The sequence below is a fragment of the Paraglaciecola sp. genome (genome assembly GCF_039964565.1).
Classification (GTDB): domain Bacteria; phylum Pseudomonadota; class Gammaproteobacteria; order Enterobacterales; family Alteromonadaceae; genus Paraglaciecola.
This window is the reverse complement of record NZ_JBDVXF010000002.1, coordinates 44691-70395: the sequence shown is the minus strand read 5'-3', so window position 1 is coordinate 70395 and position 25705 is coordinate 44691. Positions and strand designations below refer to the sequence as shown.

Sequence of the window (25705 nt, the reverse complement as noted above, 5' to 3'; positions counted from 1 at the left end):
GGTAACAATAAAATTAATCTACTTTGCAACCATTTCACAGTGATCGTTGATAACTAATTTAGCTGGGTACGCTGGCAATCCTTGGTTATTGGATAAATTTGCCCGTGTTGGATTGCTTTGCCATGCATAGCTAACACTCACAAATTTATTGGCTTCTTTTACTTTTAAAATTATAAAAGTTGGATGTAACTCTCCTTCTACCCAACGGTAATTAGCGTTATCTGCACTAATTGCAAAACCTTGTACTTTGGCGTCAGGCCCATTTATCGCTAACGGTGAAAACTTGCTGTGTATTTTTATTTGATGTTTGTCCACCCGCTCTGCGCAAGTTAACTCTGGCCCTTGGTAGGAAAAACTAGGTTTGTTATAGACTTTTTGTAGAGCTGCGTTCGCCAAGCGTTGACCCACAGATGCTTTATTTTGGGGATGTATGTCGTTCCATTCACCTAAGTCAATTGCAGTTACCATAGCAGTATTACTTACAGTTAAACCTTGAGCTTGTGCTGCGCGAATATCAGCCCAACCAGCAATGCTTGGATCGTGCCGCGCCTGTAAATAGTTCGCTAACTGTACGTACAAAAAAGGTAATGTTGGCTGAGAAAACAGTGCGCGCCACTGCGATATCATGTCTGGAAATAATTTTTGATATACGTTGGGGTCCTTGGCGTTGCTTTCACCTTGATACCAAAGTACTCCCTTTAACTGAGTCTTAGCGAGTGGAGCCAACATGGCGTTATAAAACACCGAGGGTTGTTCATTGGTCTTGAATTCAGGACTAGGCATTGCTTTTGCCATCCGATGACCCACCTGATAGCGCCACAAACCACTAAGTGAAATCAATGAATCTTTGAATGTTAATTGATAAGGTTTTGCAGGTACAAAGCCGGCGTGTCCGGTATGGTGTGACACAATTCGTACGCTGATTTGATTTAGGCCAATTTTAAGTACGCCTGAGTCGAGAGAATATATGCGTTGTGGATACTGATACTGAGTATCGCCAACCCTTTGGCCATTAATATAAACTTGGTCTTGGTCCACAATGCGACCAAGTTTGAGGCTTGATGCTTGGGTAGCTTGTTCAGCAGAAACCAAAAAGGTCGTCCTAAACCACATGCTACCACTAAAAGCTTCTTGTCCTTGATTGGTCCAATACCCAGGAACGGAAACCAATGGCCATTGGCTGTCGTTAAGGTGTTCTGCAAACCAATTATGGCGTAAACCAAGATCCTTCGCCGCTAACTCTTGTTGCCAACTTTGGTAACGGTTTTTATCGCTTGTTTGTAACTTCTCTATTTCCCGCGTTTTTTTATTGCGCTGTAGCAGATTGACTTCTTTAGGGTAGGCCGATAATGCGCTTTCGCTCAACCAAGCTTGAATACGTGAACCGGCGTATGCGTTGTTAATTATACCAATAGGTATGCCAGTATGAGCGTGAACATGCTTGGTAAAGAAGTAGCCTACCGCTGAAAACTTACTTAAGTCTTGTCCTTGGGCGATTGTCCATTGTCCTTTGGCGACAGCACTTAATGGTCCGTGATAAGCGGCATTGCGCTCTACTCTAAATTGGCGGATATGTGGCAAGTTAGCTGAGAGTATTTCTGTTGAATAGTTACTACCTGAGGTACCAAGGGTGTATTCCATGTTAGATTGCCCTGAGGCAAGCCATACATCTCCAAACAGTACATTTTGTAATTCAATCAATTGAGTGGATGTTTGTATCTTCAAGGTGTGAGGGCCGCCAGCAAGGTGTGCTGGCAAAGTAAGCTGCCAAGCACCTTGTTTGACTTCAGTGGATTGCAACTTTTTTTCATCTAAATAGAGGCTAATAGATTCAGATTGGTCGGCGTACCCCTGCAGTATATTGGGGGTATCTCGTTGCAGCACCATATCATTAGCAAATTGAGGGGCGAGAGTGATTTTCGCATCAGCTGAAAACACCGCCATCAACACCAGTACTTTTGCGCTAATGGTTACTGTCGCCCTCACAGGGTTTAGGTTATTTAACAATGATTTCATAAACTGAAATCGGACAATCTTTATGAGTTTTCAGAAACTTAATCTTCAGGTTATCTGCCGTGATGGGTGATGTGAAAACACAATCAACTACTGCTTGATAGTTATTCGTTTTCTCATACAGAATTTCACCTTGATTATTCAAAATTTGAAAATGTTCAACACAAAAAGGCACACGATCTTCTGGGTGGCCATAAAGTGTGGACTCAAGTGCATGGTCAAAGTCAGCGTCAAAATGTAAGATTATTTCACTTATACTTTGTGTTTGTTGCCATTGCAGTGTTAATTCAGCTTCAGAGCACTCCGTAGCTGCGCACCACACATTGCTACGTTGAAAAGGCCGTGTATAACCATTTGTTAGATTGGTTGAAGTAAAACAATTAAGCGGCGGATTAATTGATAAGCCAAAGTTATGACCACCTGGACGTCTTTCTGGTGTCCAAAATTCGAATTCTTCTACCCCTTTGTCACCTTCAACAGTTTGTTTCCCAGTATTTGACACTGCTTTGTTCACACCATTAAACACGGCTACCAGTGATGATATACGATTTGCTGAACAGGCAATTTCTAAGTCTGGGTTCGCTAAAAAGCACAGCATAGCGTATTGGTCTTGCTCTAGCGTTTCAGAAAATTTAATGTCGAGTTGATGTTCGCCAACTTGTAAATCAAAACTCTGCTGGCCAACAATGACCTCAGGGGTGTAGTTGCTTACTTTTTCACTGCGGCGCAATTGCGCGCAAAGAGTGGTGTTCTTTAAGGCACGTACTTTAACTTTGAAATCATAAGCGGTGCCTTTTTGTAATGGCAACAATTGGCCAGCTGAAATCTTCAGTGGTCGCCAAGGGCCATTATCTGGCAAGCAACTCAGCAGTAGTTCACTTGAGGCACTGATCTTAGCCTTAGTTGCTAGGTTATATTGAGGATGCATCGGTACATGAGGAATAAAATGTCCTTTCTCGTTAAGGTTTTGCTGTAACTTTTTAATATGTTGGGGCTTCAGTAAATCTGTAGTTGAACAGTTCTGACTTAGACAATAGGCAATGGCTTCACCAACCGCTTGTCCACCATGTCCGCAAGTAGCCATCACACGGGTAGAACCAAACGCAATATGTGAGGTACTAATGATGCGCCCAGCAAAAAACAGGTTATCGATATCTTTGCTAACAAAAGCCCCTAATGGGATCTGGTAAACCCCTTTAGTGTGATATTGAGTACAAGGGGGCTTGTTACTGTAAACTCCGTCACCAGGGTGGTGGTCAATTGCCCATCCCCCAAAAGAGATCGCATCATCTACCAGACGTTGTTCTACTACATCTTGCTGTGTCATAAATGAATGGCCTATAAAACGACGGCTTTCGCGTTTGCCCGGAATAGTGCCAACCCACTCTAATGTGAGGTTATCTACGTTTTCAAAGTTACCGCTATTTTTAATGTAATCCCATATCCCATAGACAACTTTCCACAATTGCCATTTAATCTCTTCGGATTCACCTATCGTTTCACTATTGCCACCGTATTCAAGCCACCACAGCCGTGGTCCAACATCTTGACTGCGAATACGCTTCATACGATCTTCGGTCATGCCGTCAATTGATGCAAAGGAAGGGGCAACGAATTTCACAGGTTTACCCACGTCTTTACTATAGAAATATATTGAGTGACCTAACAGCTCCTTTCCAGGCTGTTGTGGCGCCATTTTTTCGGAAAATTCGTCAGTTGCTTCGGCGCCCATACGAAATTCAGCACCGGCCTGAAACGCTACAATTCCGTCTCCCGAGGCATCGCAAAAATAGCTCCCATGGAGATCATAAAACTTACCGTTTTGAGAACAGAAACCCTCTACTGCGGCAATGTCGTTATTTGTATTCTTATGTGTGGCAAATACAGAGGTATTTAACAATAAAGTAATGTTTCGCTCTTGCGCCACTTTTTCTAACATTATGGTATCGAAGATCAGTGCATTACCTTCTTTATTTCGAAACAGATTCTCTAATAACAACTCTCCTATTATTCCGCCTTCGCGCGACCAACGATTGTTATTGCCCATGTGGGAAGTTGCACCTAATACCCACAAGCGTACTTCGCTAGAAGCATTACCACCTAATACTGGGCGGTCTTGTACTAACGTCACTTTTACACCTGCCCGCGCTGCTGATATCGCGCAGCACACTCCAGCGATACCGCCTCCCACTACGACTAGGTCTGATTTTATCGTCTCAACGATTGACGACCTACCATGTGGTTCGCTAAGTTCGTGATACATGATTACTTTGCTCCTAAGTTACTTTATTCGTTTTATCAACAGCCACAGCGACGGCAGCGTAATGATAAGTCCTACACTAAGTGTTTCGATATTGGCTGAATCGGTTACAGCACTTAAAACCATCAGTAAAATACCGATAGCGCACACTCCAATACTGAGCACTTTTTTGCTGTAATCGTTGTCAGTGGCCTGTACTTCACTGTTTGATTGTTGTGCCGCTTGGCGGCTCAATTGGTAATCGCGATAATTGTCGTAATCAGGGTTAGTATGACGAGATTGGTAGTAGTAAATTTCGAAGCCAATTAACCATATTACTGGAGTTAACACCCCCAGCATCATTTCCCATTCTCTGCTGAGGGTTAGATCAAATAGGCTAGGCGTGACAAACTTGAAAAACGCATTAATCAATAAACTAAAAATGGTAGTCAACAATAGGCTTTTGCCAGTTTGACGAGTTGAAAAAATCGCCCAAATAGGAGGTAAATACAGCGATGCGCCAGTGAGTGCCGCGATACTCAGCACAACTTCAACAATTCCGCCCATGCTCTGCACCGCCAAAGCCACAGCTATTGCCAAAAAACCAAAAACAAAAGTTGATATTCGGGCTACTTTCATTAATCGATGTGCAGGGTAATCCGGCCTTAACGACTTCAGTAAATCATTGGTGAACACACCTGCGGCTATGTTGATTGCGGTATTGACCGAACTCGCAGTCGCAAACACCATGGCCGCCAGTATCAAACCTAACAGTCCTTCGGGTACCACCAACTTGCTCATTAACAGATAAGCTTCTTCTGCTTGCGTACCCGATAAATCCGGATTAACTACTCGGTAAATCATGGGGGGAAGCATCCAAATGATTGGTGCCACTAAATACAAACTACCAAATAGCAGGCCCACTTTTCGAGCTTCCTTGGGATTTTCTACACTGGTATAACGTTGTACATACGCCCAGTTACCTCCGATGAAAACGGTGTTGTAAATGACAAATGCAATTAGAAAAATCCAACTGTAGTTTTCATTTTGTAATGCGAGAAAACCTTCGGGTAACTTGCTCAAAAAAGTGTTAACCCCGCCAACCTCACCAAACGCGAGGGGAATAATAATAAGCACGGCAGCTGTAAGTACTACAAATTGCAACACATCGGTCACTAATACCGCCCATAAGCCACCAACAGTGGTGTAAGCGATCACAAACAAACCCAATACCAATATCGCTAGATTCAACGGAATACCCGTGGACACCTCGATTATCTTGCCAACTGGATAAAGAAAGGCTCCTGCAGTAAACAAATTAATGAACAAAAATGCCGAGGAGTAGATTTTTTGAACAGATTTTCCGGCGCGATGTGTAAGAAAGTCTGCAACGGTTAAGGCGCGAGTTTTGTTCCAAGCAGGGGCAATGATGCAACCAATTATAATACCTGCTATGGCCATAGTAGATTGAATAACAACGGCCACTAACCCATCGCTATAAGCGATCGAGCCCCATACAACAAAGGTGCCGACCGAGAAAAAACTCATAAACAGTGAAAGGCCACTGATCCACCAAGGCACCGCACCTCCAGCGGCAAAGAACGAAGTCATACTCTTTCCACTGCGAGAGAACATTAATCCAAGAAATAGAATAATTAACGCAAATGCGATAGCGACATAGTAATCAAATTGGTTCATAACATTTCTTTCATTTAATTGGGGTCAGAAACTCCAATGATAACGACAATACGCTGCATTTAGGGGGCTATCGGTTTAACCTTAGCAGCGCACCTATATATTGTGGTTAGTCATAAAGCTCTTAACACCACAGGATAATGTGGATTTTGTATCACTAATAGAAACAAGTCAATGTAAATTTATTGTTATTTTTGTTCGTGTTATTTATGTCATTCTCGGCTTTTTGTTGTGTTTCTATTTGTTATATCTAAATTTGCATGGGTGTAATGGAGTTATTTAGTTGGGTGCAGTGAACGCATATAAGGTTGATTAAATGTTATAAATGTAAAAAATATAAAACAAAAGCTTGCACTGTATCTATTATAGATTTATAAATGTCCTGGATACACTAATAACATGTAATGAACCACATTATGCTGAAAGGTGTGATGTCTTGTTAATCAAGGGGGCACAATGAATAATTTAAAAAAACACAATTTTAAACTTAATAAAATAACTAAATCATGTATTGCAATGAGCGCGGTCATGTTGGCGTTTTCTGGTTATACCCAGGAACAAAAAGCTGAAACTGAACAAAGTGCAGAAGAAGTAGAGCTTATTCAGGTAACTGGTATTAGAAGTCAGCTCACCCAAGCAGTAGCTACCAAACGCGACAGTGTACAATTTGTTGATGCGATTTCGGCAGATGATATGGGAAAGCTTCCTGACACTAATGTAGCTGAATCGTTACAAAGGGTTTCAGGTGTTCAGTTAGAAAGAGGAATTGGAGAAGGCAGTACTATTTCTATTCGCGGCTTAAGTCAAAATGTCATTTTGGTTAATGGCCGACAAGTCACTACAGCTGGTGGTCGCGGTGACAAAGGGCCAGATACATTAGAGTCTTCGTCCTATAGTATGTTGTCGCTTATTCCCTCTAGTTTGGTTTCCAGTCTGGAAGTGTCAAAATTACCCAGCGCCAGCCAAATTGAAGGGGCTTTGGGTGGGGTAGTTAACATCAAGACGCGACGCCCTCTCGATAATGATGGCCAAAAAATTGTAGCTAGCGCAACGGGTTCTTACAATGACTTATCTAAGGATAATGGTTCTGAAGTATCTGTTTATTATTCAAATAGCTTTCTAGATAATACTTTAGGTATACAAGTTGCTGCATCAAGAGCTAGCTCAACATTTCAAGAGGAGGGACTTAATACCTTCTCAGGTTATAGTTATGACACATCGGTAACCGCTGACCCAAATGAGGAAACCTTGGTTTTTAACGACATGCGTTATTGGGAAATCAATGACAAACGTGAAAAAACAGGTTTGAATGCCATGATCCAATGGCAAGCGAGTGATTCTTTAGAGCTGTACCTTGATAGTTTTTATAGCAAAGTAGATTCAGATCGTGACCGCTTTTGGACAGGGTTTTGGACCTGCTGTGGGTATGAAAACACTGAAATTTCAGACAATGGTGTGTTGACGTCAGCTAGTATCAACCGGCCGGTCCAAGCGAATACCGAATATGCGCCAGCCTATATGGAATTCACTAGTACTGCGTTAGGCTTTAAATGGTTCGCCGAAGATTGGGAAGTTGCAGGTGAACTCGCTCGCACCGACTCAACTTCTAATTCGCAACAGGATTTTATGCGTTTTCAAACTGCAGAAGCGGCCGCAGTAGATTTTGATTTATTAGCCGGCGATGATGCTCCTGACGTTATTTTTGGTGGTGCTGATTTAACTTCGCCAGATGGGCTAAATCTAGCCATTGTCTACGATAATACCTCTTACAATGAAAACGTAGATACCGCTGTTAGGTTAGATTTTACCCGTTACTTTGATGGTGATTTTTTCACGTCGGTTGAGTTTGGTGGACGTGCCAATAGTTTTGAGACTGACCATGACTACGTCGCTCGGGCAATCACCCCCAATTTTGCACTAACTGATTTGCCACAAATTTATACTATGTACAATAACAATAATTTTTTCTCTGGTGATGGCCCGGCAGTTAATCATCAATATTTGATTGTTGATAAAAATAAATGGCAAGGGTGTACCACGCTAAGTGAATATTATGATGAAGCGCAAGCAGCAGAATGTGCCACTACTCATGATCTTTCACCATCCTATAATATAACTGAAGATTTGATTGCGCTTTATACTCAAGCCAACTTTTCTAGTGAAGTGGGTGGCTATGCCATTTCTGGTAATTTTGGAGTGCGTTATGTACAAAGGGATTTAACTTCAGAAGGTCACTCTGAAGATGTGACGACAGGTGTTGCTACTCCATTCACAACTAAAGTGTCCCATTCAGAGCTGCTTCCTTCCGCTGTCGTTAAAATGGACCTAACTGATGATGTGGTATTGCGTTTTGGTGCTGCCCGTACTCTTACTTTTCCTGATACTTCAGATCTGAGCAGTGGTATTTTTGTTCGCGGAGACTTCACCGCTAATGGTGGCAACCCAGAGTTAGATCCTTTTGTTATCAATCAAATAGATTTTTCTGCCGAATGGTATTTTGGTGAAAGTAGTATTTTGTCTGCTGGGGTATTTTACAAAGATGTTGAATCTTTCATCGTGAATACTATCCAACCCCGTGATTTGCCAAATTATAGTCAGCAGGTATTTGTTGAACAACCAATCAATGGTGAAAGCGGCACGATTCAAGGTTTAGAAGTTCTGTATCAACAGGCGTTTACATCGTTACCGGGATTTCTCAAAGATACCGGGGTTATGGCCACCTATTCATACATAGACAGTGAAACACCTTTTGAGGATGGCCGTGGTAATAGTCTTCCTATACCTGGTTTGTCAGAAAATAACGTTAATATGGTCGTGTACTATGAAGTTGAGTCCTTTGGGATGAGGCTTGCTTATAATTGGCGCGATAGTTATTTAGGTTATTTAGGAGCGGGGGATAACGGCGTCTTTTATGAAAGCTATCAAGATTTAGCCGCCACAGCGAACTATAAAATTAATGACAATGTCAGCTTAAACTTTCAAGCTGTAAACTTACTCGATACCAGACAAAAACAATACGCCGCATACCAAGAAGCGATACAGCGTAACGTTGAATTCGGTAGAACTTATAAATTATCTGTTTCAGTTAATTTTTAAATAGACGTTGGCAATACGCTGTCATATTGTGGCAGCGTCATTGCATTTTGCAGTACTGCCTTGCTGTTTTTCTATGTAGAATAGTGGGCAATAACAATCATTTCTTAAAGCCAATTATGTTCAACTCCAGCACAAGTCTTAAAAAACACGGAAGTCAATTAAACCATAGTCTAATTGAGGGGATAAACGTCTTACAAGGATTAGCTTCGTTTGAACGTCCTGTAGGTTGCCGGGAGTTAGCGCGCTTTTTGGAGTTGGATACGACTAGAGTTAATCGCCTATTAAGAACATTGGATTATATTGGTTTAGTACAAAAAAATAGTGACCGAAAGTATGTAACTGGCCCAGCGATGTTAGTTTTGGCGGCACAAGGTTTGTGTGCTTCGGGTGTCACTACCAAAGCCATTAAGCCTTTAGAAGAGCTGCGTAAATATGGTTTGGTTGTGGCTATGGGGGTGTTATGGCACGATAAAGTCACTTATCTTTATCATTCCCTGCCTGATATGGGTGAAGAAAGTCCTCTTGGGCGTTTAGGGTATTTCCCTGCAACTGAGTGTGGTACGGGTATTTCTTTATTGTCTGTGCTTGAAGATGAAGAAGTGCGAGCCTTATACCAAGATCGCGATATTCCTGGTTTTCCTGACGGTATTGAAAGTTTGATCAGCGCACTTAATCAATATCGTGAACAAGGTTATGTAAAAATGCAAACTCACTATAAAACCCATTTGCCGCACCATTCGGTTACTATAGCTGTTAACGTTAAAGGCAATATGCACAGCTCTATCGCGCTTTCAGGTTGGATCCCAGAAGAAGCCACCGAAGAATTGGTGTCTTTATTAAAAAATAAAGCCAAAGAAATAGAATAAAACCTTCCGTACCCTAGTGGGTTGGATTAATTTATAAGTTGGTTGAGCTTCAACCACATCTTAAATGATTCAAACCAGTTGTATTCGTGATGCATACCAAAGCCGTGCCCACCATGGGGTAATAACAAAAGTTGCACTGGTACCTGCGACTCCCTAAGTGAATGGTAATACCGCAAGGAATTTTCTACAGATACGTGACCATCGTCATTGGCATGCAAAATAAATGCTGGGGGAGAGTTTTTGTTGATTTGCGTGTCATTCGAAAAATACTCTGTGTCTAGTGAATTGGCATTCTCTCCTAATAATAATGTTCTAGAGCCTAAATGAGTAATCTGTGGATCCATACTGATTACTGGATAAATCAAAATTTGAAACGCTGGTTTGAACAATTTAGAGTCGATTGTTGGCAACACGGGGCGCTGATAATGAACCGCAGCACTAGATGCGAGGTGCCCTCCCGCAGAAAACCCCATGACCCCTATTTTTAAAGGATCGAGATGCCATTCCTTTGCACCAGAGTTAACGATATGCAGAGCTTGTTGCAGGTCTTGCAACGGGCCCCATTTGGGGATGTCCATCGTTTTATACGAGGGCATTCGGTATTTAAGAACAAATGCGCTAATGCCGAGTTTCACTAAGCGTTTTGCAATGGCATGGCCTTCCATATCTATTGATAAGCCTCGGTAACCGCCACCAGGGCAAATCACTACTGCGCAACCATTATGTAAATCTTTACTAGGCCAGTAAGCGGTTAGTTGTGGTTGACTCACGTCTACTACAAATTTCCCTGTTTTGTCTTGTGATTCCAGCGACTCTTGATTCATAGAGTCTTTGGCTCCGGGGATTTGGGCGGTGTATAGTGCTATAGTTTCAACCATTTCATTTTGCATATTGTCTCTAGTACTAAAATCATCAAACATTGTTATTAGTGTTGCAGGATCAGGCAATGACCTAAGTGATGTTTACTTTAGGTCAATGATATCGCTTCTATGTTGCCTTACGAGTTCGCGTGTCCGTTTCTATTCAAGCACAATTTTATCGATAGCTATTTTAAACCCTGAGCTACTTGGGTTTTGACCTGTAACAGTGAATCTCAATAATTTATCACCAGCGGTAGTCACATTAATTGTCCCTAATGTTGTTAATGGCCAATTTACTGCGGCACTATATTGGTCAACTGCCGAAGCGAAATCCGTTCCTTCATATCGAGTTTGCGCTATGCCTCTAATGCTATGAGTCTTATAACTGTACTTAACTGTATAGGTACCAACGTCAATATTGGGTAGGGTAAATTCGACCCAATCATTCACCCCGTTATCCTGCAACATAATATATTCGCCTTCACTGGCACTTACATCTGAGATAACGTTCACCGTGGCAGTGTTGCTAAAATATAAATCCTCGGCTTCATAAACTGTAGGAATGACTGGGGCAGGGATATCGGTTAGATCATCTTCCACAAATAACCCATACAACTTACCAGAGCTAGAACTCACAGAAGTAGGAGCTGAAGCATAGACAACGTCCTCGTCACTGCTCTTCACTTTAACATTCACTCGTTCAATCGCTTTGTCGCCGGACAAAGTGTAGGTATCCCAATCGCCGCCAGCAATTTTTTGGGATACATGTAACTGTTTATCGTTACTCACAAAGTAGGCCCGTACACGATCTCCAACTATGGTATGACCCAGGGCTGCGATGGTATCTTGGGTATTGTATATGTTGGTTTTATCCACCCAATTAGAGCCGTTCCAGCGAATTCGAAACACCTCATAATCCCGACCACCACTACTAGTCTCATCGGTACGGAAACGATATACCACGCTGGGGCGACCAGTACTACCAAGCGCCAACTTCGCTGATTGAATACCCTTACCCACATCAGCTGAAGAGAAAGATTCGCCGCTCTCTAGTCCCTGATAAAATAGATTAGGGGTAGACAAGTTTACTGGCGCAGACACAGTGCTTCCGTTAGCCGTTTTAAATAACCCTGTATTTGGTTCATACTTCAAATAACTCCCGTAGTGTCTATCTGCCCGAGGATGGCCATAAGCCCATTCCCATATAATGTGCACATCACCGTTATTATCAATAACCACATCATCAGGATAAACACGGGTATTAGTTTGACTCGCGAATGTACTTATGTGGCTCCAAACATTGCTATTGTTGTTCCAATGAAGTAGTTGCCCCTTGCCAATATCCGATCCTTTGGTGTCCCTAACAATCAAATATATATCGCCATTTGGTGCTGTCGCGGCTACGGGATAGGTATATATGCCAGAGTTATTGACAATATCAGAGCGCTTTAGCAAATTGCTCACATCCTTTGGGTTTGAAGAGCGAAAATACCGCCAGTTGTTATTGTGATGGTCGGCAAAAACATGAATATCTCCGTCACCATCTACCGCAATAGTAGGTTGGTCATGGCCATTGTCGTCGCTGTGTTCCCAAACGCTACCATCAGCATTTTTTAAGAATCCAGATACCCAAGTCCCTGTCGACGATCGTTTGGCCACTTTTACTTTATGTTTGCTGCTAATAGAGCCCGAAGAATTAAACGAAAAGTAGGATTCATCGTCATGCAAAGCCAAAGGCACCCACCAACCGGCTTGATTGCTTGAGTCTACGTCGGCTACTTCTTCAATCACAACGTCAGCCTTTGCAGAGTTAATTACAAAAAGATATATACAGCCTTTAATTAGAACAGATTTCAAACTCATAATACCACCTAGATGTATCTTTATGTGAAACGATATTGGATTTAAACATTTTTTTAACAACTTATCAACATTGGGTTTTCATTGCTTTTTTGTCGCTTTAAGATCAACTTAAGGGGAGTTTTAGTAGTTTGTTTTGATTTTGTGGTTCGGGGGAAGGTTAAAGATTTTATGTTGGCGTGAGATGTTGGTGTGTCTAATATAGATATTTATGTTTGTGGCCTGCCTGTAATTGCGAGCACATGTTTTATGCAAGTTTGGCTAATACTTTTATTCTGCGTATTTGCTTGTTATCTTTTGATACTCGGTTAATCAAATTAAAGAGCAGAGCGATCTAAATGAATGTGAAACAACCATCCGAATTAACCGATCAAGAACTATTAAATGAAGTGAACAGTATTAAAACCTCAGGCATAACTCACGCGCTGTTCATAGGGGTTATGTTTGGCATAATCATTTTTAGTATTTGGAAAAATACAATAGGCCTGTTTACCCTCATTCCTTTGTTTCTAATATACAAATTGTTAGATAAATCTAAACGAAAGCAAGCTTTAGAGTTGGAGCTGAAAGCTCGTAATTTAAGTTAATAGTTCATGTTCTGGAGTAGTCAAGTCAACGCTGACGGGACAAGTTCCAGTTTGCTAAACAATTTAATATACGATTTTTCAGATGCGTTTTTTCGATTGGGGGTGATAACTAGGTAAGAAGTGACTAATTCACTAGAATGATTTTTCATATTTAGTAATGGGGCTATGTGGCAAAAGGTTAGAAAACAAACTCTTCCAGTACTAAATAAGTAGTAATAGCCAGCAAAATAACACTTGGCCATTTAAACCAATGGCTTTTGTTCCATAAGGTAACTAACTTGGCTGTTTTGGTTTTTGTGTTCAATAAGCCTGATTGTTTCAATCGCAACAAGTACAAATACACCCCAGTGATACTTAAACTGCATAGAAGTAAACCAAATACAAACCAAATGTAACGAAAAGCCCAGGAAGAAAACGTACCAAAATGAAGCGGATCTGCGGCCTCAGAAATTCTAAAATGCCAGTTTAACTCTTCGCCCTTACGACCATCTATCCATCGAGCAGTGCGGGCTTCGAAAACTTGTTTATTGGCTCTGTCTCTTACAAGCCAGGCCTGTGCTTGACCTTCTATTTCAATTAATCCTTTTTTACCTAAAAACCTGATTTGATTGATTAGGTATTCGGGATTGTGATCAGCAATATATTGGATACTTCGTGATAGTACTTGGGGTGAAAACCTAGTGATAGGTGTTGACTGTGTTGCTGGATCTTTGGGAGTGAAATTGGAGTAACTTGCTGCAGCTCCCCATTGTTCTGCTAAATACCAAAGGCCTGTTAGGCTAATAACCATAATAAACCATAGACTCCATAACCCAGCCATTTTATGCAACTCTGACCAAAAACGCCGTTTATGCGCTGCGCGTTTTTGTGGTTTTAGAGGGTATTTAGTTTGCTGAGCTTTTTTGACTCGTGAAAATGCAAAGAAATATCGCCACCAGTTTCGGTAAAGATACAGTGAAGTGATAAGTAAAAATAGTAGGACTAAGGCAAAGATACCAACTAGGGTGACCCCGACTTTTATGGGAAGCATAAAATGTCGATGGACTTGCCGGAAAAAACGTTGCCAATTGAACCAAGTACCTTGACCTGTTATTTCATGGGTATAGGCGTCGAGGTAAATTCTAAATCGTTGACCTTGGGTATCACGAGCAATAACTTCAACGTTATGCCAAGGCATATGTGGCCGATGAATGCTATCGATTTGAGTTTGAGGACGATAAGTTTGCACAGAATAGAGTAACGCTGACCAATTGAGATGTTGTTGTTGTGCAACTGACTGGTTAGCGCGGATAGCGGGGTTTGCCAACCAATCCAAATCGGCAGAGATAGTTGCGAACGTGCCGGTGAGTAATATGAACGTCATTAGCAGGCTTAAATGAAAGCCTGCCCAATGATGCAGCGTAAACCACTTCTGTTGTTTCATAAGGTTGAGGTGAAGCTAGAAGTTAAGTCAATGCCAATTAGCTTCTACACTACCGTTTTAGAACTGATAGGTTAGTTGCGCCACTACTTCCCTTGGACTGCCAGGAAAATGGCCATTGCGCTCGCTAAATCCGCTTACAGCATACTTTTTATCAAAAAGGTTATTCACGTTCACACTCAATAGTACTTGTTGCCATTTAGTCGTCCAGCTGGCATCAAATATGGTAAAAGGTTTAACTTTTTGACCTGCTAAGCTGAGTTGTTCGCTGACGTAATTTAGTCCAAATGCAATAGACGAATTTAAATCTGCTATTGCATATCGTGTCCACAAGCCAGCTTGATGTCGGGGAGCATTGGCGAATCGAGTACCGTCCCCAAACGTATTCGTAATCACATCATTAGTCACACCTTGAATCACTAGGGTATCGTTGTATGCGTAATTTGCTGTCATAGTCCAGTTTTCACTTACATCGCCAACGAGTGTGGCTTCAAAACCGTTACTTTCTACTTCACCAATGTTTAATAAAGCCGGAATGCCGTCACCTTGTCCAGTATCATCTGGATTGGTCATTACAACGTTTTGCTTATTAATACGATAGATGGCAAATGTACTCAGAATTTTACCATCGAGCCATTGATTTTTTATGCCGATTTCAGTTTGTTTGCCGCTTTCAGGCTGCAAACTGCCTTCTGCAACAACATCTTCTTGTTCCGCAGAAGATGTGGGATTAAAGCTCTCAGAATAATTTGCGTAAAAAGACATATTGTCGAATGCTTGATAAGTGGCAGCAACACGAGGGGTTATGTCGTTATCTGAATAACTGTAACCGGTTTCTTGATTGTATTCTTTAAAGTTGTCGTATCTGAGACCAGCGACAATCGTCCACTTTTGGTTGATTTTGACAACGTCTTGTAAATAGATACCGTAACGGTCTGGGTCGACACCATCTCGGTTCAGGTCAGTTAAGTTATAGGTGCTAGGATCTGTTAATCCATAATTTAGGGTAAATATATTTAAATTTGCGATACCGTCAGCTTCATACCTAGCTAGGAAATAGTCATACTCTGTTTCTACCTTGTGATAGTCAGCTCCAAATAAGAGTTGGTGTTGTACATTTGGGGTATGGATTTCGTAAACGAAGTCTGTGGTTAGACTCGTTTCTTTATTTGCTCTGTATTGTTTTCGATATTCTCGTTTAATAGTTTGGTCGTCGATATTTGCTACACCATCCCCGTTTACGTCAACCCAACTGCGAGACTCATGGTAAGCTTGATCCCGCTCGTTATCTAAATAACGCAAAGAGGTGTTGACGTAAAAATCATCACTAAAGTAATGTTGCAGGTCTGCTTGTAGAACTAAAGCTTGTAAATTTTGGTAATCATCCTTTTCATTGGCATTATATGACGGATCAACAATAAAGTTACCCTCGTCATCAACTGGTACGCCACGTAAGCGATTGCCACCCAAATCTTGCTTAATGTAATCTATCGTTGTGGTTAATCTGGTGGCTTCGCTCAAATCAAATAATAAACCTCCTGCAAGTTCAGTGTTTTTTGCATCAGCATTATTTCTAAAACTGTCTTGTTGCTCGTAAAAACCACCTAATCTGTATGCCATTTGTTTGTTTAACCCTCCGGTTAGATCAACAGATATACCTGATGTAGCAAAATTACCTAAAGTTAGTTTGAGCTCTTTGCTTTCGTTATAACTTGGTTTTTTGGTAACGTAATTGATCATCCCTCCGGGTTCGCCGCCACCATATAAGGCCGATGCTGGCCCTTTAAGTACTTCAACTCTAGCTACGTTAAAAAGTTGTGGTACTCCAAAGCCGGAATAGGGATCACCTCGTACTCCGTCATAAAATACGTTGGCATCATCTCGAAAACCACGAAATGTGACGCCAGAATAACTAAACTCGCTGACACCTGCGATAGAGCGATATAGGTCGGTAATATTTCTGGCCGCCTGATCAATTATAAGTTGTTCAGTCAGTACTTGGGCTGATTGAGGTAGCTCTAACAAACTTAAATTTGTTTTCGTTCCGATTTTTGATTCTGTCTCTAAATAGAATTGTTGTGCACGGCCAGTGACTTCTATGGTTTCAATTTCAGTATTTTGTTCAGACGATGCAAAGTTCGACACTAGCAAGCTTGAAGCTGCAATACAGTGGCACCAATACTTAATTTTTATCATTTATGTTCCTATGTGTGTGATGCTGAAATATCACGCAAATGATAATTGTTATCATTTGTAATTGCAATTAGCGTTATGGTCTTTGATATCAATTTTTAGTTTAAAGAAGGGCGTGTAGGTGGATTTACCGCCAGTTTATTAATTAATGATTAATTTCCAATGTTGAACATAGAAATGAGTTTGGTCGTTATCTCAAAACAGATGGTTGTGAACGTTGAGTCCTGCATTAGAGTTTTGCTGTAATTTGACGTGTCTAATAGACAGTCGTTTCAAATGGTGTGGTTTCTTGAGAAAGGCAGCAAATAGCATCCCCCTATTTGTGAAAAGTCCCTGAGTAAAAATTGCGTGAGTGGTACTTATTTTTCAACTTACTTAGCGGGAATGTGTTCATTATTCAACATAATTACTGCGTTAGGTTTCGATTAGACTGCCTCGGTGGCGCACCAAACTACAAGGTTTTCATACGTTTTTGTTACTTTATTGATAGGTATATCAGTTGGACTCAGGTACAGTTACCAGCTTGATTGAATATTAGAGTTGAAGCAAACGAAAAGGTAGAGCCCATCTCACCTTTTTGAAGCGCCGTTTAAGTAGAGAAAGGTTTGATACGTATTTTTTTGTGTTTTTTAGTGGGGTTTATTCCTTCTTCGTTTGGCTCCGCGTTAGACGTGTATATTGCAGAGTATCCACCTTTTCAGGTGATAGATAACAAAAACGGGCACACTGGGTTTTCGGTAGAATTATTTAAGGAAGTGTTAGATTTAACCGATATCGATGCGAATATCATAGCGGTGCCATGGGTGCGCGCATTAGAGTTTGTTACTCAACAAAGCAATAGTTTATTGTTTGCTATGGCGAAAACGCCAGAGCGAGACAAACTCTACACATGGGTTGATACTATTTATATGGTGAATGAAGGGGTCTTTGCTCGCAAAGATAGAACTGACATCCACATTGATAGCCTTGAAGACGTACATCAATATTCAATAGCACTGCCCCGCGGTGATGTATCTGTAAGCACCTTGAATATTTCATCGCAGCCTTCTGAAGACGTGTATATCGTCGAGCATCAAGAACAATGTATTAGGATGCTAGCGATAAATCGAGTCGAGCTTAATTACAATAATGACGTTGGCTTTTTTAATGCCGTTAAATCTTACGGGCTCGAAGCGAGTCAATTTAAACAAGTGTATATTACCAAACGCACCGAACTTGGCATTGCTGCAAATAAAAATATGGATGCAAAAATTATTGCGAAAATCCGTGAAGCGTTAAAAACCCTAAAGCAAAACGGTGTGTATCATAATTTGAAACTCAAGTGGTTCGCTACTAACTAAAAGCGGTAATGGAATTTGATCGATTGCGGTCAGTCAAGCGTTGCATTCATGGCGCAATGAAAGTTTCAGTTGCTTTGACTTCGCAGTTGAATTCATTTTATTTGAGCTTGAAACTTCAAGTATGGCTGTGAGCTTTGCACTTTTGTTAAGCATTTCAACTCAGCAACCACAACCTTTTCCCTATTCTGTAATGTGATAGTTCCAGCATTTTCACATTTGGCTTTGAACGTATTATAAGCGTTAAGTCCATCGTGAAGAATCTCCAATCCATCTACAAACTGGATTTCCATAGACTGTTCAAATGAACTGCATCCCTCTATGGGATAAGTTTTTACATAGTCATCATTGCTACTGAAACTAACGCTTTTACAATGGGATTTCATCAGATTGTGAATAACTTGTTTTCCCCAATGTTTCAGAGCCGATTGAGGGTAATCTTCAGAATATTGGGTTGATATTTCTGACTGCTTAAACCACGAAGCAATTTCCATTTGATTATCTAAGTCACCTCTAGTGCTAAATTTTTCAAATGCTACAGACAGTTTCTCGGATTCGGTAAGACGGTTTAAGGCGTCAAAGTAATCCTCTTGGTTATAAGTTCTATCCTGACTATTTGTATCAAACATATGTTTCCACACGTCAAAAACAGTTTTGCTGGAATCTTTTGCTTTAACCGCAACATGAGTTGCCAAGCCCATTGCCGCACCACAATCATAATAATTGCGATAACGTCGAAATTTAGCTGATTGCTGTAACGACTCATTGCCCTTTTTTAAGAAACAATTATTGGCAGCATCTTCAAACTTCAAAAGCATTTGTTCATCGTTTATTAGCCCAAACTCCATCATTGCAAAATTGGCAAATGTATCGGCACCGCCTTCTGACATCCAAGAATTGTTTTGTTCTTCCAAAGAGAACATTTGACCATTCCAAAAATGTGCAGCTTCATGAGCTAAAAAGTGAAATAAGCTATTAAATTTGTCTTTGTTCTCGGAGTTCCAACGTTTTCCACTAATAGTGAGTTGAACAAGCCCATCCAATGTGCCGCCACTATAATTTGAATAGTCACCATCGACTTGGTCATAATTAAAAAACACAACCGGCTTAAAACTTAAAGAATGCCCAGTTTTTGATTGGTAGTAGTCGAATAGCGTGGGGAAGTATTGCTGAGTTTGATCCCACGCCCATTTCGGTAAGGCTGGGTCAACAACAGCGATCATATTGTCGTTTTCAATGGGTTGTATATTGCCGAAATATATATAGGTTCCTTCGCCTTCGAGGTTCCAATAAGCTTTATTTGTATAGCTTTTCCCTAAAAATACGATATTTTGATTCGGGCCATAGAAATGAAATTTTGTCCCTTTAAATGATGCACCAATAGGGCTGATAGACTTATCTTCAATAACGTTAGCACCTAAGGCTAAATAATTGGTATACAACAACACACTGCCATCCGAGTATTTAATGTTGTGTGTGTAATCTTTTGGGATGAAGTCATAGTAAGAAGAAAAATGAATATTCACAGAGGTAAATTTTTTGCCATCTATACTGCGTATCAATTGTGTATCGTCTTTTTGAACCCACTTAAATTTTGACTCATCTATTTTATACCACTTGCTTCGGTCAAAGTTGCCGGGTCTAAGAAAAGCAATATGATCTACGGCAATCGGTAACTCGTAGTTAGCTCTCCACGAATCTGTATCTTGCTGATAGTGAACATGAACCTGTAGTTGCAAGTCTTTATCTGATGCTTTTGCGCTTGCTGGTAAAAAGATGAGTAGGGCGAGAAAAACACTATATATAAGGTTTTGTTGATATTTCATTATTCATCTCTTCAATCAATTTGTTTTCTTTGATGTTCAGTTAATTCAATTGGGGCCAATTAGTGACATAAACTTTAATTTGGACAGAGGTCAAAATTAACCACTGCCTAAACTTTTCGCGCAAAGCCAGCAAGTTGGGGTTTAGTCCACTTGCAATAAAGTGTAATCAACACAGTAAAATAGTATGAAGTGTATTCTATCTACAAATTTAAGCAGCCCTCACGCAGCATTTGTAAGTAGAAGTTGCAATAAGCAAGTCGTCGACGTTAAGTGGTATCTCGACGACAATGCTTTGCTTGATAAAGAAAATACACTTATAAACAAGACGAATGAGCGACACGATTAATATGCTTTGAATAATAGTGGAGGATATTATCGAATTTAAGGTCCACGTTATGTTGTCGGCTAAATTGTAGTGTTTAAATAAGGTATAGAGTTAGCAGAAAATAAAGCTTAGTCACAACAAGTGAGTCGATAGGGGTAAGACTTTTGATTGCTATTGTACCTCAGGTTTTTTAGTCAACCATTGTAACAATGCATTAAGGCATCAACTGTGAAGGAAATAACGTGCAAGCGAATGACATAAGAGTATTTGTACCTAGTAAGGATTACCAAACATCTCAATCTTTCTATCAAGCAATGGGGTTCAAGATGGATCCTGCTGGTGACGACCTTGCTATTTTTACTAATGGTGCCTGTACATTCTTTCTGCAAAGGCATTTCAACGAAGAATTTGCAAAGAATCTAATGTTGCAGTTAATTGTTGCTGATATCGAAGCGGCATTTAATGTTATTTCCAAAATTGAAGGCTTCAATATTAGGTATGAACCCATCAAATCTGAACCTTGGGGAAAGGTCATTTATTTGTGGGGGCCTTCGGGCGAACTGTGGCACGTTACTGAACTAAACAGTTAATCAAGCAATTTAAGAACGCCCGCAAAAAAATATGGGGTTGACGTCGCTAACGTTCGCTTTGGATCCTGTAGTGAGTTTATCTAATCGAATTTCGTTCACATTAATAAGGATACAAATATCATGAAGTTATATTCAACCATTATTGCCACCGTTACTTTGATTGTTTCAAGCCTTAGTTATGCTGAGGCGCTAACAGGTAAGGAATACCAAGCCGTTGTTGCTGCCGCTTATAATTATTTCAATGGGGCTGCCAATGGAGATCAAACACTACTTTCCAAAGCATTTGATCAAGAGTTTGGTGATGTGAAAATGATGACAGTTAACAAGGACACTGGAAAAGAAATCATCAGAACCGTGCCACTTAAGGAGTTCTCTGGATACTTCAAGAATGCCACCGAAGATAAATGGGAGGCCAAGGTTTTGTCTGTTGATATCGTTGATGATCAAATGGCTATGGTAAAGCTTAATTTTGATACACCAAAAACTCACTACATCGACTATCTCGTCATGTATAAACGCGAAAATGAGTGGCGCATAATCAACAAAACCTTTGTTGCAAGGCAGCGTTCCGAGTAAAAGTGTATAGGTAAGTTTCTAACCAGCGGGCGCTGAGCCGTTGAACTTAATTTTTGCTAAGCAAGGGATTTTAAGCGCTTTACATTTGGCAACTGCTCTAACCTTATTGATTCCTGGCCTAATTCTTTTTTGATTTTTGAACTAGTTTTTAAAATAGGCACTTGTATGGGGGGGGGAGCTTGGTTTTCCTGTTAGTAAAAACTGTTAACTATTAGTGAGTATTAGTTTCTTAATAATCGTTTTTCACTTTCTAGCGACATGAGTAAGTGGCACAAGTTCAGAGTAATCCAAGCCTTAATTTGATACCATGTTTGTACTTTTTTGTAGGGATTTTAGCGTTATGAAAGTGTATCTATGGGTCGCAGTTGTATTTTTATTTTCTTGTTCTGGAGGGAGTGGTGATTCTCAACCAAAAGTCACGCTAGATACCACACCTCCCCAGCTAATTTTAAATGGTGAAGACATTGTTTCGATTCAGCAAGGTGAGACATTTAACGATGCAGGTGTCACAGCAAATGATGATGTTGATGGTGATTTAACTTCTGCAGTATTAGTTGAAGGCGAAGTTGATGCTAATGTTTTAGGTAAGTATGTACTCACATATAAGGTGTCCGACGCAGCTGGAAATATAGCGACAGCTTTGACTCGGACAGTAATAGTGGTAAACGATAGCCTTTTTCTGCAAGTCAGCATCGATACCCACGGCGCCACTATAGTAGATGAACCCAAAATTCTCGCGAGCATGCAAATGATGTCTGCCAATGAGACTATCTATGACGGCAACATTGGTATAGAGATTCGAGGTTCTTCGTCACAATCTTTTGATAAAAAATCTTATGGTTTTGAGACCTGGGATAGTGACGGCGAAGATATGAATTTTGCCCTTGCCAATTTTCCTGAAGAAGAAGACTGGATTTTTTATGGACCCTTCAGCGATAAATCTCTGATGAGAAATGTTTTGATTTATCAACTGTCAAATGAAATGGGACGATATGCCACCCGAACTGAATTTAGCGAGGTAACCATTAACGGAGAATACCGAGGAGTGTATGTGTTAATGGAAAAAATGAAGCGAGACAAAAATAGGGTGGATGTGAGTAAGTTAAAGGATGACGATATTACTGGTGGCTACATAATCAAAATTGATAAAACTACAGGTGAAGCTGTGGGCACCGATTTTTCATTTTCTTCTTTATACGACGGTTTTGGTGAGAGTGGCGGTACCCAAAAAATAAAGTTCTTATATGAATACCCTGATGCTGAAGATTTGAGCGATCAACAAAAAGCTTACATTCAAGGGTATTACCATGGTTTTGAGCAGGCTTTGAAGTCAAATCAATTTACCGATGCGACTAACGGTTATCAAAAATATATTGATGTACCTAGCTTTATCGACTTTTTTATTCTTAACGAATTGTCCCATAATGTAGATGGTTTCCGTATCAGTACCTTTATGCACAAGGATAAAGGCGAAAAGTTAAAAATGGGGCCAATATGGGACTTCAATCTTGCCTTTGGAAATGCCGACTATTGCCGCGGTGAAACGACCGATGATTGGGCTTATAAATTTAATGAGTACTGCCCGAACGATCTTTCCCGTGTGCCGTTTTGGTGGGCAAGGTTACTTGAAGATCCTGCCTTTGTTACCGCTCTTCAGGCAAGGTGGACAGAACTTCGTGGCAATGTGTTAAGTGAAGCAAAGGTACAAAGCAAAATTGCGGCACATAGCGCCAACCTAATTTACTCAAACGCGGTTCAACGTAATTTCGAGACTTTTGATGTTTTAGGTAGTTACTTATGGCCTAATTTCTTTGTGGGTAATACTTACGAGGAAGAAGTCGATTATTTGGATGATTGGGTGTTACAACGTATGCAATGGATGGATACGGCAATCGCTAATCTATAGCTATTTTTAAGAAGCCTCCGATTGGGAGGCTTCAGTCATTAGAGTCTAAAGTTAGTTTGCAAGTCTGAGCTCACCACCTTGTGTTAATAACTTATGGCTAATAAATGCCTTGTCTAAATTATTACCATTGAAGTGTGACTGCTCACCTTCTACAGGCCTTATTATTAAAGGTTTTCCTGCATAATACTTGTCACTTAAGTGGATCTTAATTTCGTCAAAGGCCGGGGCAACAAGGGCATACTCCATAATGCCAGGGGCCGTTGGGTAAAATCCCATCATGCTGAATATTAGCCATGACGAAAGGGTACCTGCATCATCATTGCCAGGTATGCCGCCAGCTGTGTTGTGGTAGTGCTGTTTGATAAGTGCGCTAACTTTTTCTCTGGATTTTGCCGCCTGTTCAGGCACATAATTAAATAAGTATGGATAAGTTATATCTGGTTCATTAGCCATGTCGTAATTGTTAGTGGTAAAAGTCGCTGCTAGCTGCTCAATAAAGTTGTCTTCACCGCCCAATAAGGCAATTAATCCAGGAATGTCGTGGGGGACATAAAAACGATAGTTCCAAGCATTACCTTCAATATAGCCGGGAGCGGGTTCGAAGTTTCGTCCAAGTTGTGGATCGTAAGGCGTATACCAACTGCCATCGTGTTTTTTAGGGCGTAACATACCTGTTTGTGGGTCAAATAATTTGCGATACCCCTGAGCTCTGGCTAAATACGTTTCTGCATCTTTGGTTTTCCCTAATGTTTGCGCCAAAACACCCAAATTAAAATCAGCTAAGTAGTATTCAAGGCTAGTTGAGACACTGCCATCATAGGGGCCTTCATCATCAACAGGTACGTAACCTAAGTGTAAATAATCTTGGTTTTCTGGGCGTAATGGATTATTTGAAGTGGCATCAGCCGATTTTTTCATGGCAGCGTAAGCAGTGTTGATATCGAAATCTTGAATGCCTCGCAAATACGTATCGGCTAGCACCACAGTCGCCGGGTCGCCCACCATCACCTGCGTTTCCATGCCTAATAATTCCCACTTAGGCAACCAACCACTTTCGTTATACATCGCGACCATTGTGGCCATCATTTCCGATTGTATCTCAGGATAAATCAGGCTTAGTAGCGGGTGAACATTACGATTGCTATCCCAAAGTGAATACACCGAGTAGCGGTTTTTTTCTCCGCTGTTTTTGATATTGCCAAATAGTGGCCCAGAGGTCTTGCGGTTTGCCTGCATAAGCGGGTAATCGCCATTGACATCTTGAATGATACTAGGGTGAATGAGGCTGTGGTATAGGGCGCTATAAAACAGGGTTTTGTTTTGGTCAGTGCCTTTGAGTTGAATGCGCTTTAGTAAGCTATTCCATGCATGTTCGGCAGCCATTTTGGTTTTTTCAAAATCAAAATTAGGTTGCTCTGCTTTGAGGTTTTCTCGGGCATTGTCGATGCTAACGTAAGAAATTCCCACTTTTACTTGCAGGGTTTCATCGGCTTGAGTATCAAAACTGAAGTAGGCACCAATTTCATCACCGGCTAATATCTGACGGTAATTAGGATAAGGTTTAATGGTGTCGTTATGGCCTATCCATTCGCCTTCAACACCAGTGTATTTGGGCATTTTTTTAAAACCGCCGAAGCGTTTGGCAGCATGACTAAACTGCGCTACAAAATATACCGGGCGCACATCTTCAGGGTTGTAACAAAACGTGCCAATTGTGCGACTGCCTTCGATTTCACGATCCGACACTATACGTAACGCACCACCTGTCTCATTGCTTAAACCAAGACCAAGATTAAGAATAATATTGGCCTGACCTGCCGGGAAAGTATAACGACTTAAACCGGTTCTTTGGGTGCTGGTGGCTTCTGTCTTGATGGCATATTTTTGTAATTCATTGCTGTAATAACCTGGTGTCGCTTGTTGGTTTTTATAGCTTGAACCATATTTTTGAGGATCTAATTCTAACTCTCCCGTGGTAGGCATCAGCAAGACTACACCTAAGTCCGGACACCCGACACCACTTAAATTAACATGACTGAAACCTGTCAAAAAAGCATTGTCATCGACATAAACCCGAGAATTCCATGCTGCATCTTTTTCGAACTTATTTAGGTCGGGACGATGGGCGACATTAAAAGGCGATACTGATGTTAGTGCATGAGGATATTGTGCACCAGGATGGGTTGCACCAAAGTTTGAGGTGCCGATAAAAGGATTAACGTAGTCAGTAGGCTGCTTGGCCTGAACTGACAGGCCAGCCAATAACATACAGAAAATAGGGATCCGTTTGGAAAATATTTGCATTAGGTTGCTCTT

16 protein-coding genes are annotated in these 25705 nt (G+C 40.8%); 7 read left to right on the top strand and 9 right to left on the bottom strand.

Annotated elements, in window-relative coordinates; genetic code table 11:
- Window positions 1-18 precede the first annotated feature (18 nt).
- From ABJK37_RS00390 to ABJK37_RS00380, 3 genes are read right to left on the bottom strand one after another with little or no spacing between them, the layout of a single operon-like run.
- Window positions 19-2016, bottom strand: coding sequence for a sialate O-acetylesterase (locus ABJK37_RS00390; RefSeq protein ID WP_348348940.1), 1998 nt, complete (start codon window positions 2014-2016; stop codon window positions 19-21).
- Window positions 1997-4276 carry an FAD-dependent oxidoreductase gene (locus tag ABJK37_RS00385; RefSeq protein WP_348348938.1) on the bottom strand — a complete coding sequence of 760 codons (2280 nt, stop codon included), beginning with the start codon at window positions 4274-4276 and terminating at the stop codon, window positions 1997-1999. The genes ABJK37_RS00390 and ABJK37_RS00385 overlap by 20 nt, the downstream gene beginning before the upstream one ends.
- 18 nt (window positions 4277-4294) lie before the next feature.
- A complete protein-coding gene (locus ABJK37_RS00380) occupies window positions 4295-5950 on the bottom strand; it encodes a sodium:solute symporter family protein (RefSeq protein ID WP_348348936.1) in 1656 nt (551 codons plus the stop codon).
- Window positions 5951-6403: 453 nt separating this feature from the next.
- Between ABJK37_RS00380 and ABJK37_RS00375 the strand changes: the two genes are divergently transcribed.
- Entirely contained in the window at window positions 6404-9043 is a 2640-nt protein-coding gene (locus ABJK37_RS00375) for a TonB-dependent receptor (RefSeq protein ID WP_348348934.1), read from the top strand.
- A 116-nt stretch (window positions 9044-9159) separates the two neighbouring features.
- Window positions 9160-9909 (top strand): hypothetical protein, encoded by a 750-nt coding sequence (locus ABJK37_RS00370; RefSeq protein WP_348348932.1) that lies wholly within the window; start codon window positions 9160-9162, stop codon window positions 9907-9909.
- A gap of 26 nt (window positions 9910-9935) precedes the next feature.
- Here ABJK37_RS00370 and ABJK37_RS00365 read toward each other — a convergent pair whose 3' ends face one another.
- Both ABJK37_RS00365 and ABJK37_RS00360 read right to left on the bottom strand, forming a co-directional pair.
- A complete protein-coding gene (locus ABJK37_RS00365; protein WP_348348930.1) occupies window positions 9936-10799 on the bottom strand; it encodes an alpha/beta hydrolase in 864 nt (287 codons plus the stop codon).
- 129 nt (window positions 10800-10928) lie between these two features.
- On the bottom strand, window positions 10929-12632 hold the full coding sequence (locus ABJK37_RS00360) for a BNR-4 repeat-containing protein (protein WP_348348928.1): 1704 nt from the start codon (window positions 12630-12632) through the stop codon (window positions 10929-10931).
- Window positions 12633-12967: 335 nt separating this feature from the next.
- Here ABJK37_RS00360 and ABJK37_RS00355 point away from each other — a divergent pair, with 335 nt between their 5' ends.
- Entirely contained in the window at window positions 12968-13216 is a 249-nt protein-coding gene (locus tag ABJK37_RS00355) for a hypothetical protein (protein WP_348348926.1), read from the top strand.
- 178 nt (window positions 13217-13394) lie between these two features.
- On the opposite strand, the gene ABJK37_RS00350 is transcribed toward ABJK37_RS00355, so the two are convergent.
- Window positions 13395-14639, bottom strand: coding sequence for a PepSY-associated TM helix domain-containing protein (locus ABJK37_RS00350; protein ID WP_348348924.1), 1245 nt, complete (start codon window positions 14637-14639; stop codon window positions 13395-13397).
- A 57-nt stretch (window positions 14640-14696) separates the two neighbouring features.
- Window positions 14697-16832, bottom strand: a complete 2136-nt coding sequence (locus ABJK37_RS00345; RefSeq protein WP_348348922.1) for a TonB-dependent siderophore receptor — start codon at window positions 16830-16832, stop codon at window positions 14697-14699.
- 602 nt (window positions 16833-17434) lie between these two features.
- On the opposite strand from ABJK37_RS00345, the gene ABJK37_RS00340 reads away from it, so the two are divergent.
- A complete protein-coding gene (locus ABJK37_RS00340) occupies window positions 17435-18169 on the top strand; it encodes a transporter substrate-binding domain-containing protein (protein WP_348348920.1) in 735 nt (244 codons plus the stop codon).
- Between the two features lie 92 nt (window positions 18170-18261).
- Here the strand turns inward: ABJK37_RS00340 and ABJK37_RS00335 are convergent, their stop codons facing one another.
- Complete coding sequence (locus ABJK37_RS00335) at window positions 18262-19992, bottom strand: hypothetical protein (RefSeq protein ID WP_348348918.1); 1731 nt, start codon at window positions 19990-19992, stop codon at window positions 18262-18264.
- A gap of 567 nt (window positions 19993-20559) precedes the next feature.
- Here ABJK37_RS00335 and ABJK37_RS00330 point away from each other — a divergent pair.
- The 3 genes from ABJK37_RS00330 to ABJK37_RS00320 all read left to right on the top strand — a co-directional run bounded on the left by ABJK37_RS00330 (window position 20560) and on the right by ABJK37_RS00320 (window position 23389).
- Complete coding sequence (locus tag ABJK37_RS00330; protein WP_348348916.1) at window positions 20560-20907, top strand: lactoylglutathione lyase; 348 nt, start codon at window positions 20560-20562, stop codon at window positions 20905-20907.
- A gap of 120 nt (window positions 20908-21027) precedes the next feature.
- Window positions 21028-21483, top strand: coding sequence for a nuclear transport factor 2 family protein (locus tag ABJK37_RS00325; RefSeq protein ID WP_348348914.1), 456 nt, complete (start codon window positions 21028-21030; stop codon window positions 21481-21483).
- 340 nt (window positions 21484-21823) lie between these two features.
- A complete protein-coding gene (locus ABJK37_RS00320; protein WP_348348912.1) occupies window positions 21824-23389 on the top strand; it encodes a CotH kinase family protein in 1566 nt (521 codons plus the stop codon).
- A 51-nt stretch (window positions 23390-23440) separates the two neighbouring features.
- On the opposite strand, the gene ABJK37_RS00315 is transcribed toward ABJK37_RS00320, so the two are convergent.
- Window positions 23441-25693 (bottom strand): GH92 family glycosyl hydrolase, encoded by a 2253-nt coding sequence (locus ABJK37_RS00315; RefSeq protein ID WP_348348910.1) that lies wholly within the window; start codon window positions 25691-25693, stop codon window positions 23441-23443.
- Between the last annotated feature and the right edge of the window lie 12 nt (window positions 25694-25705).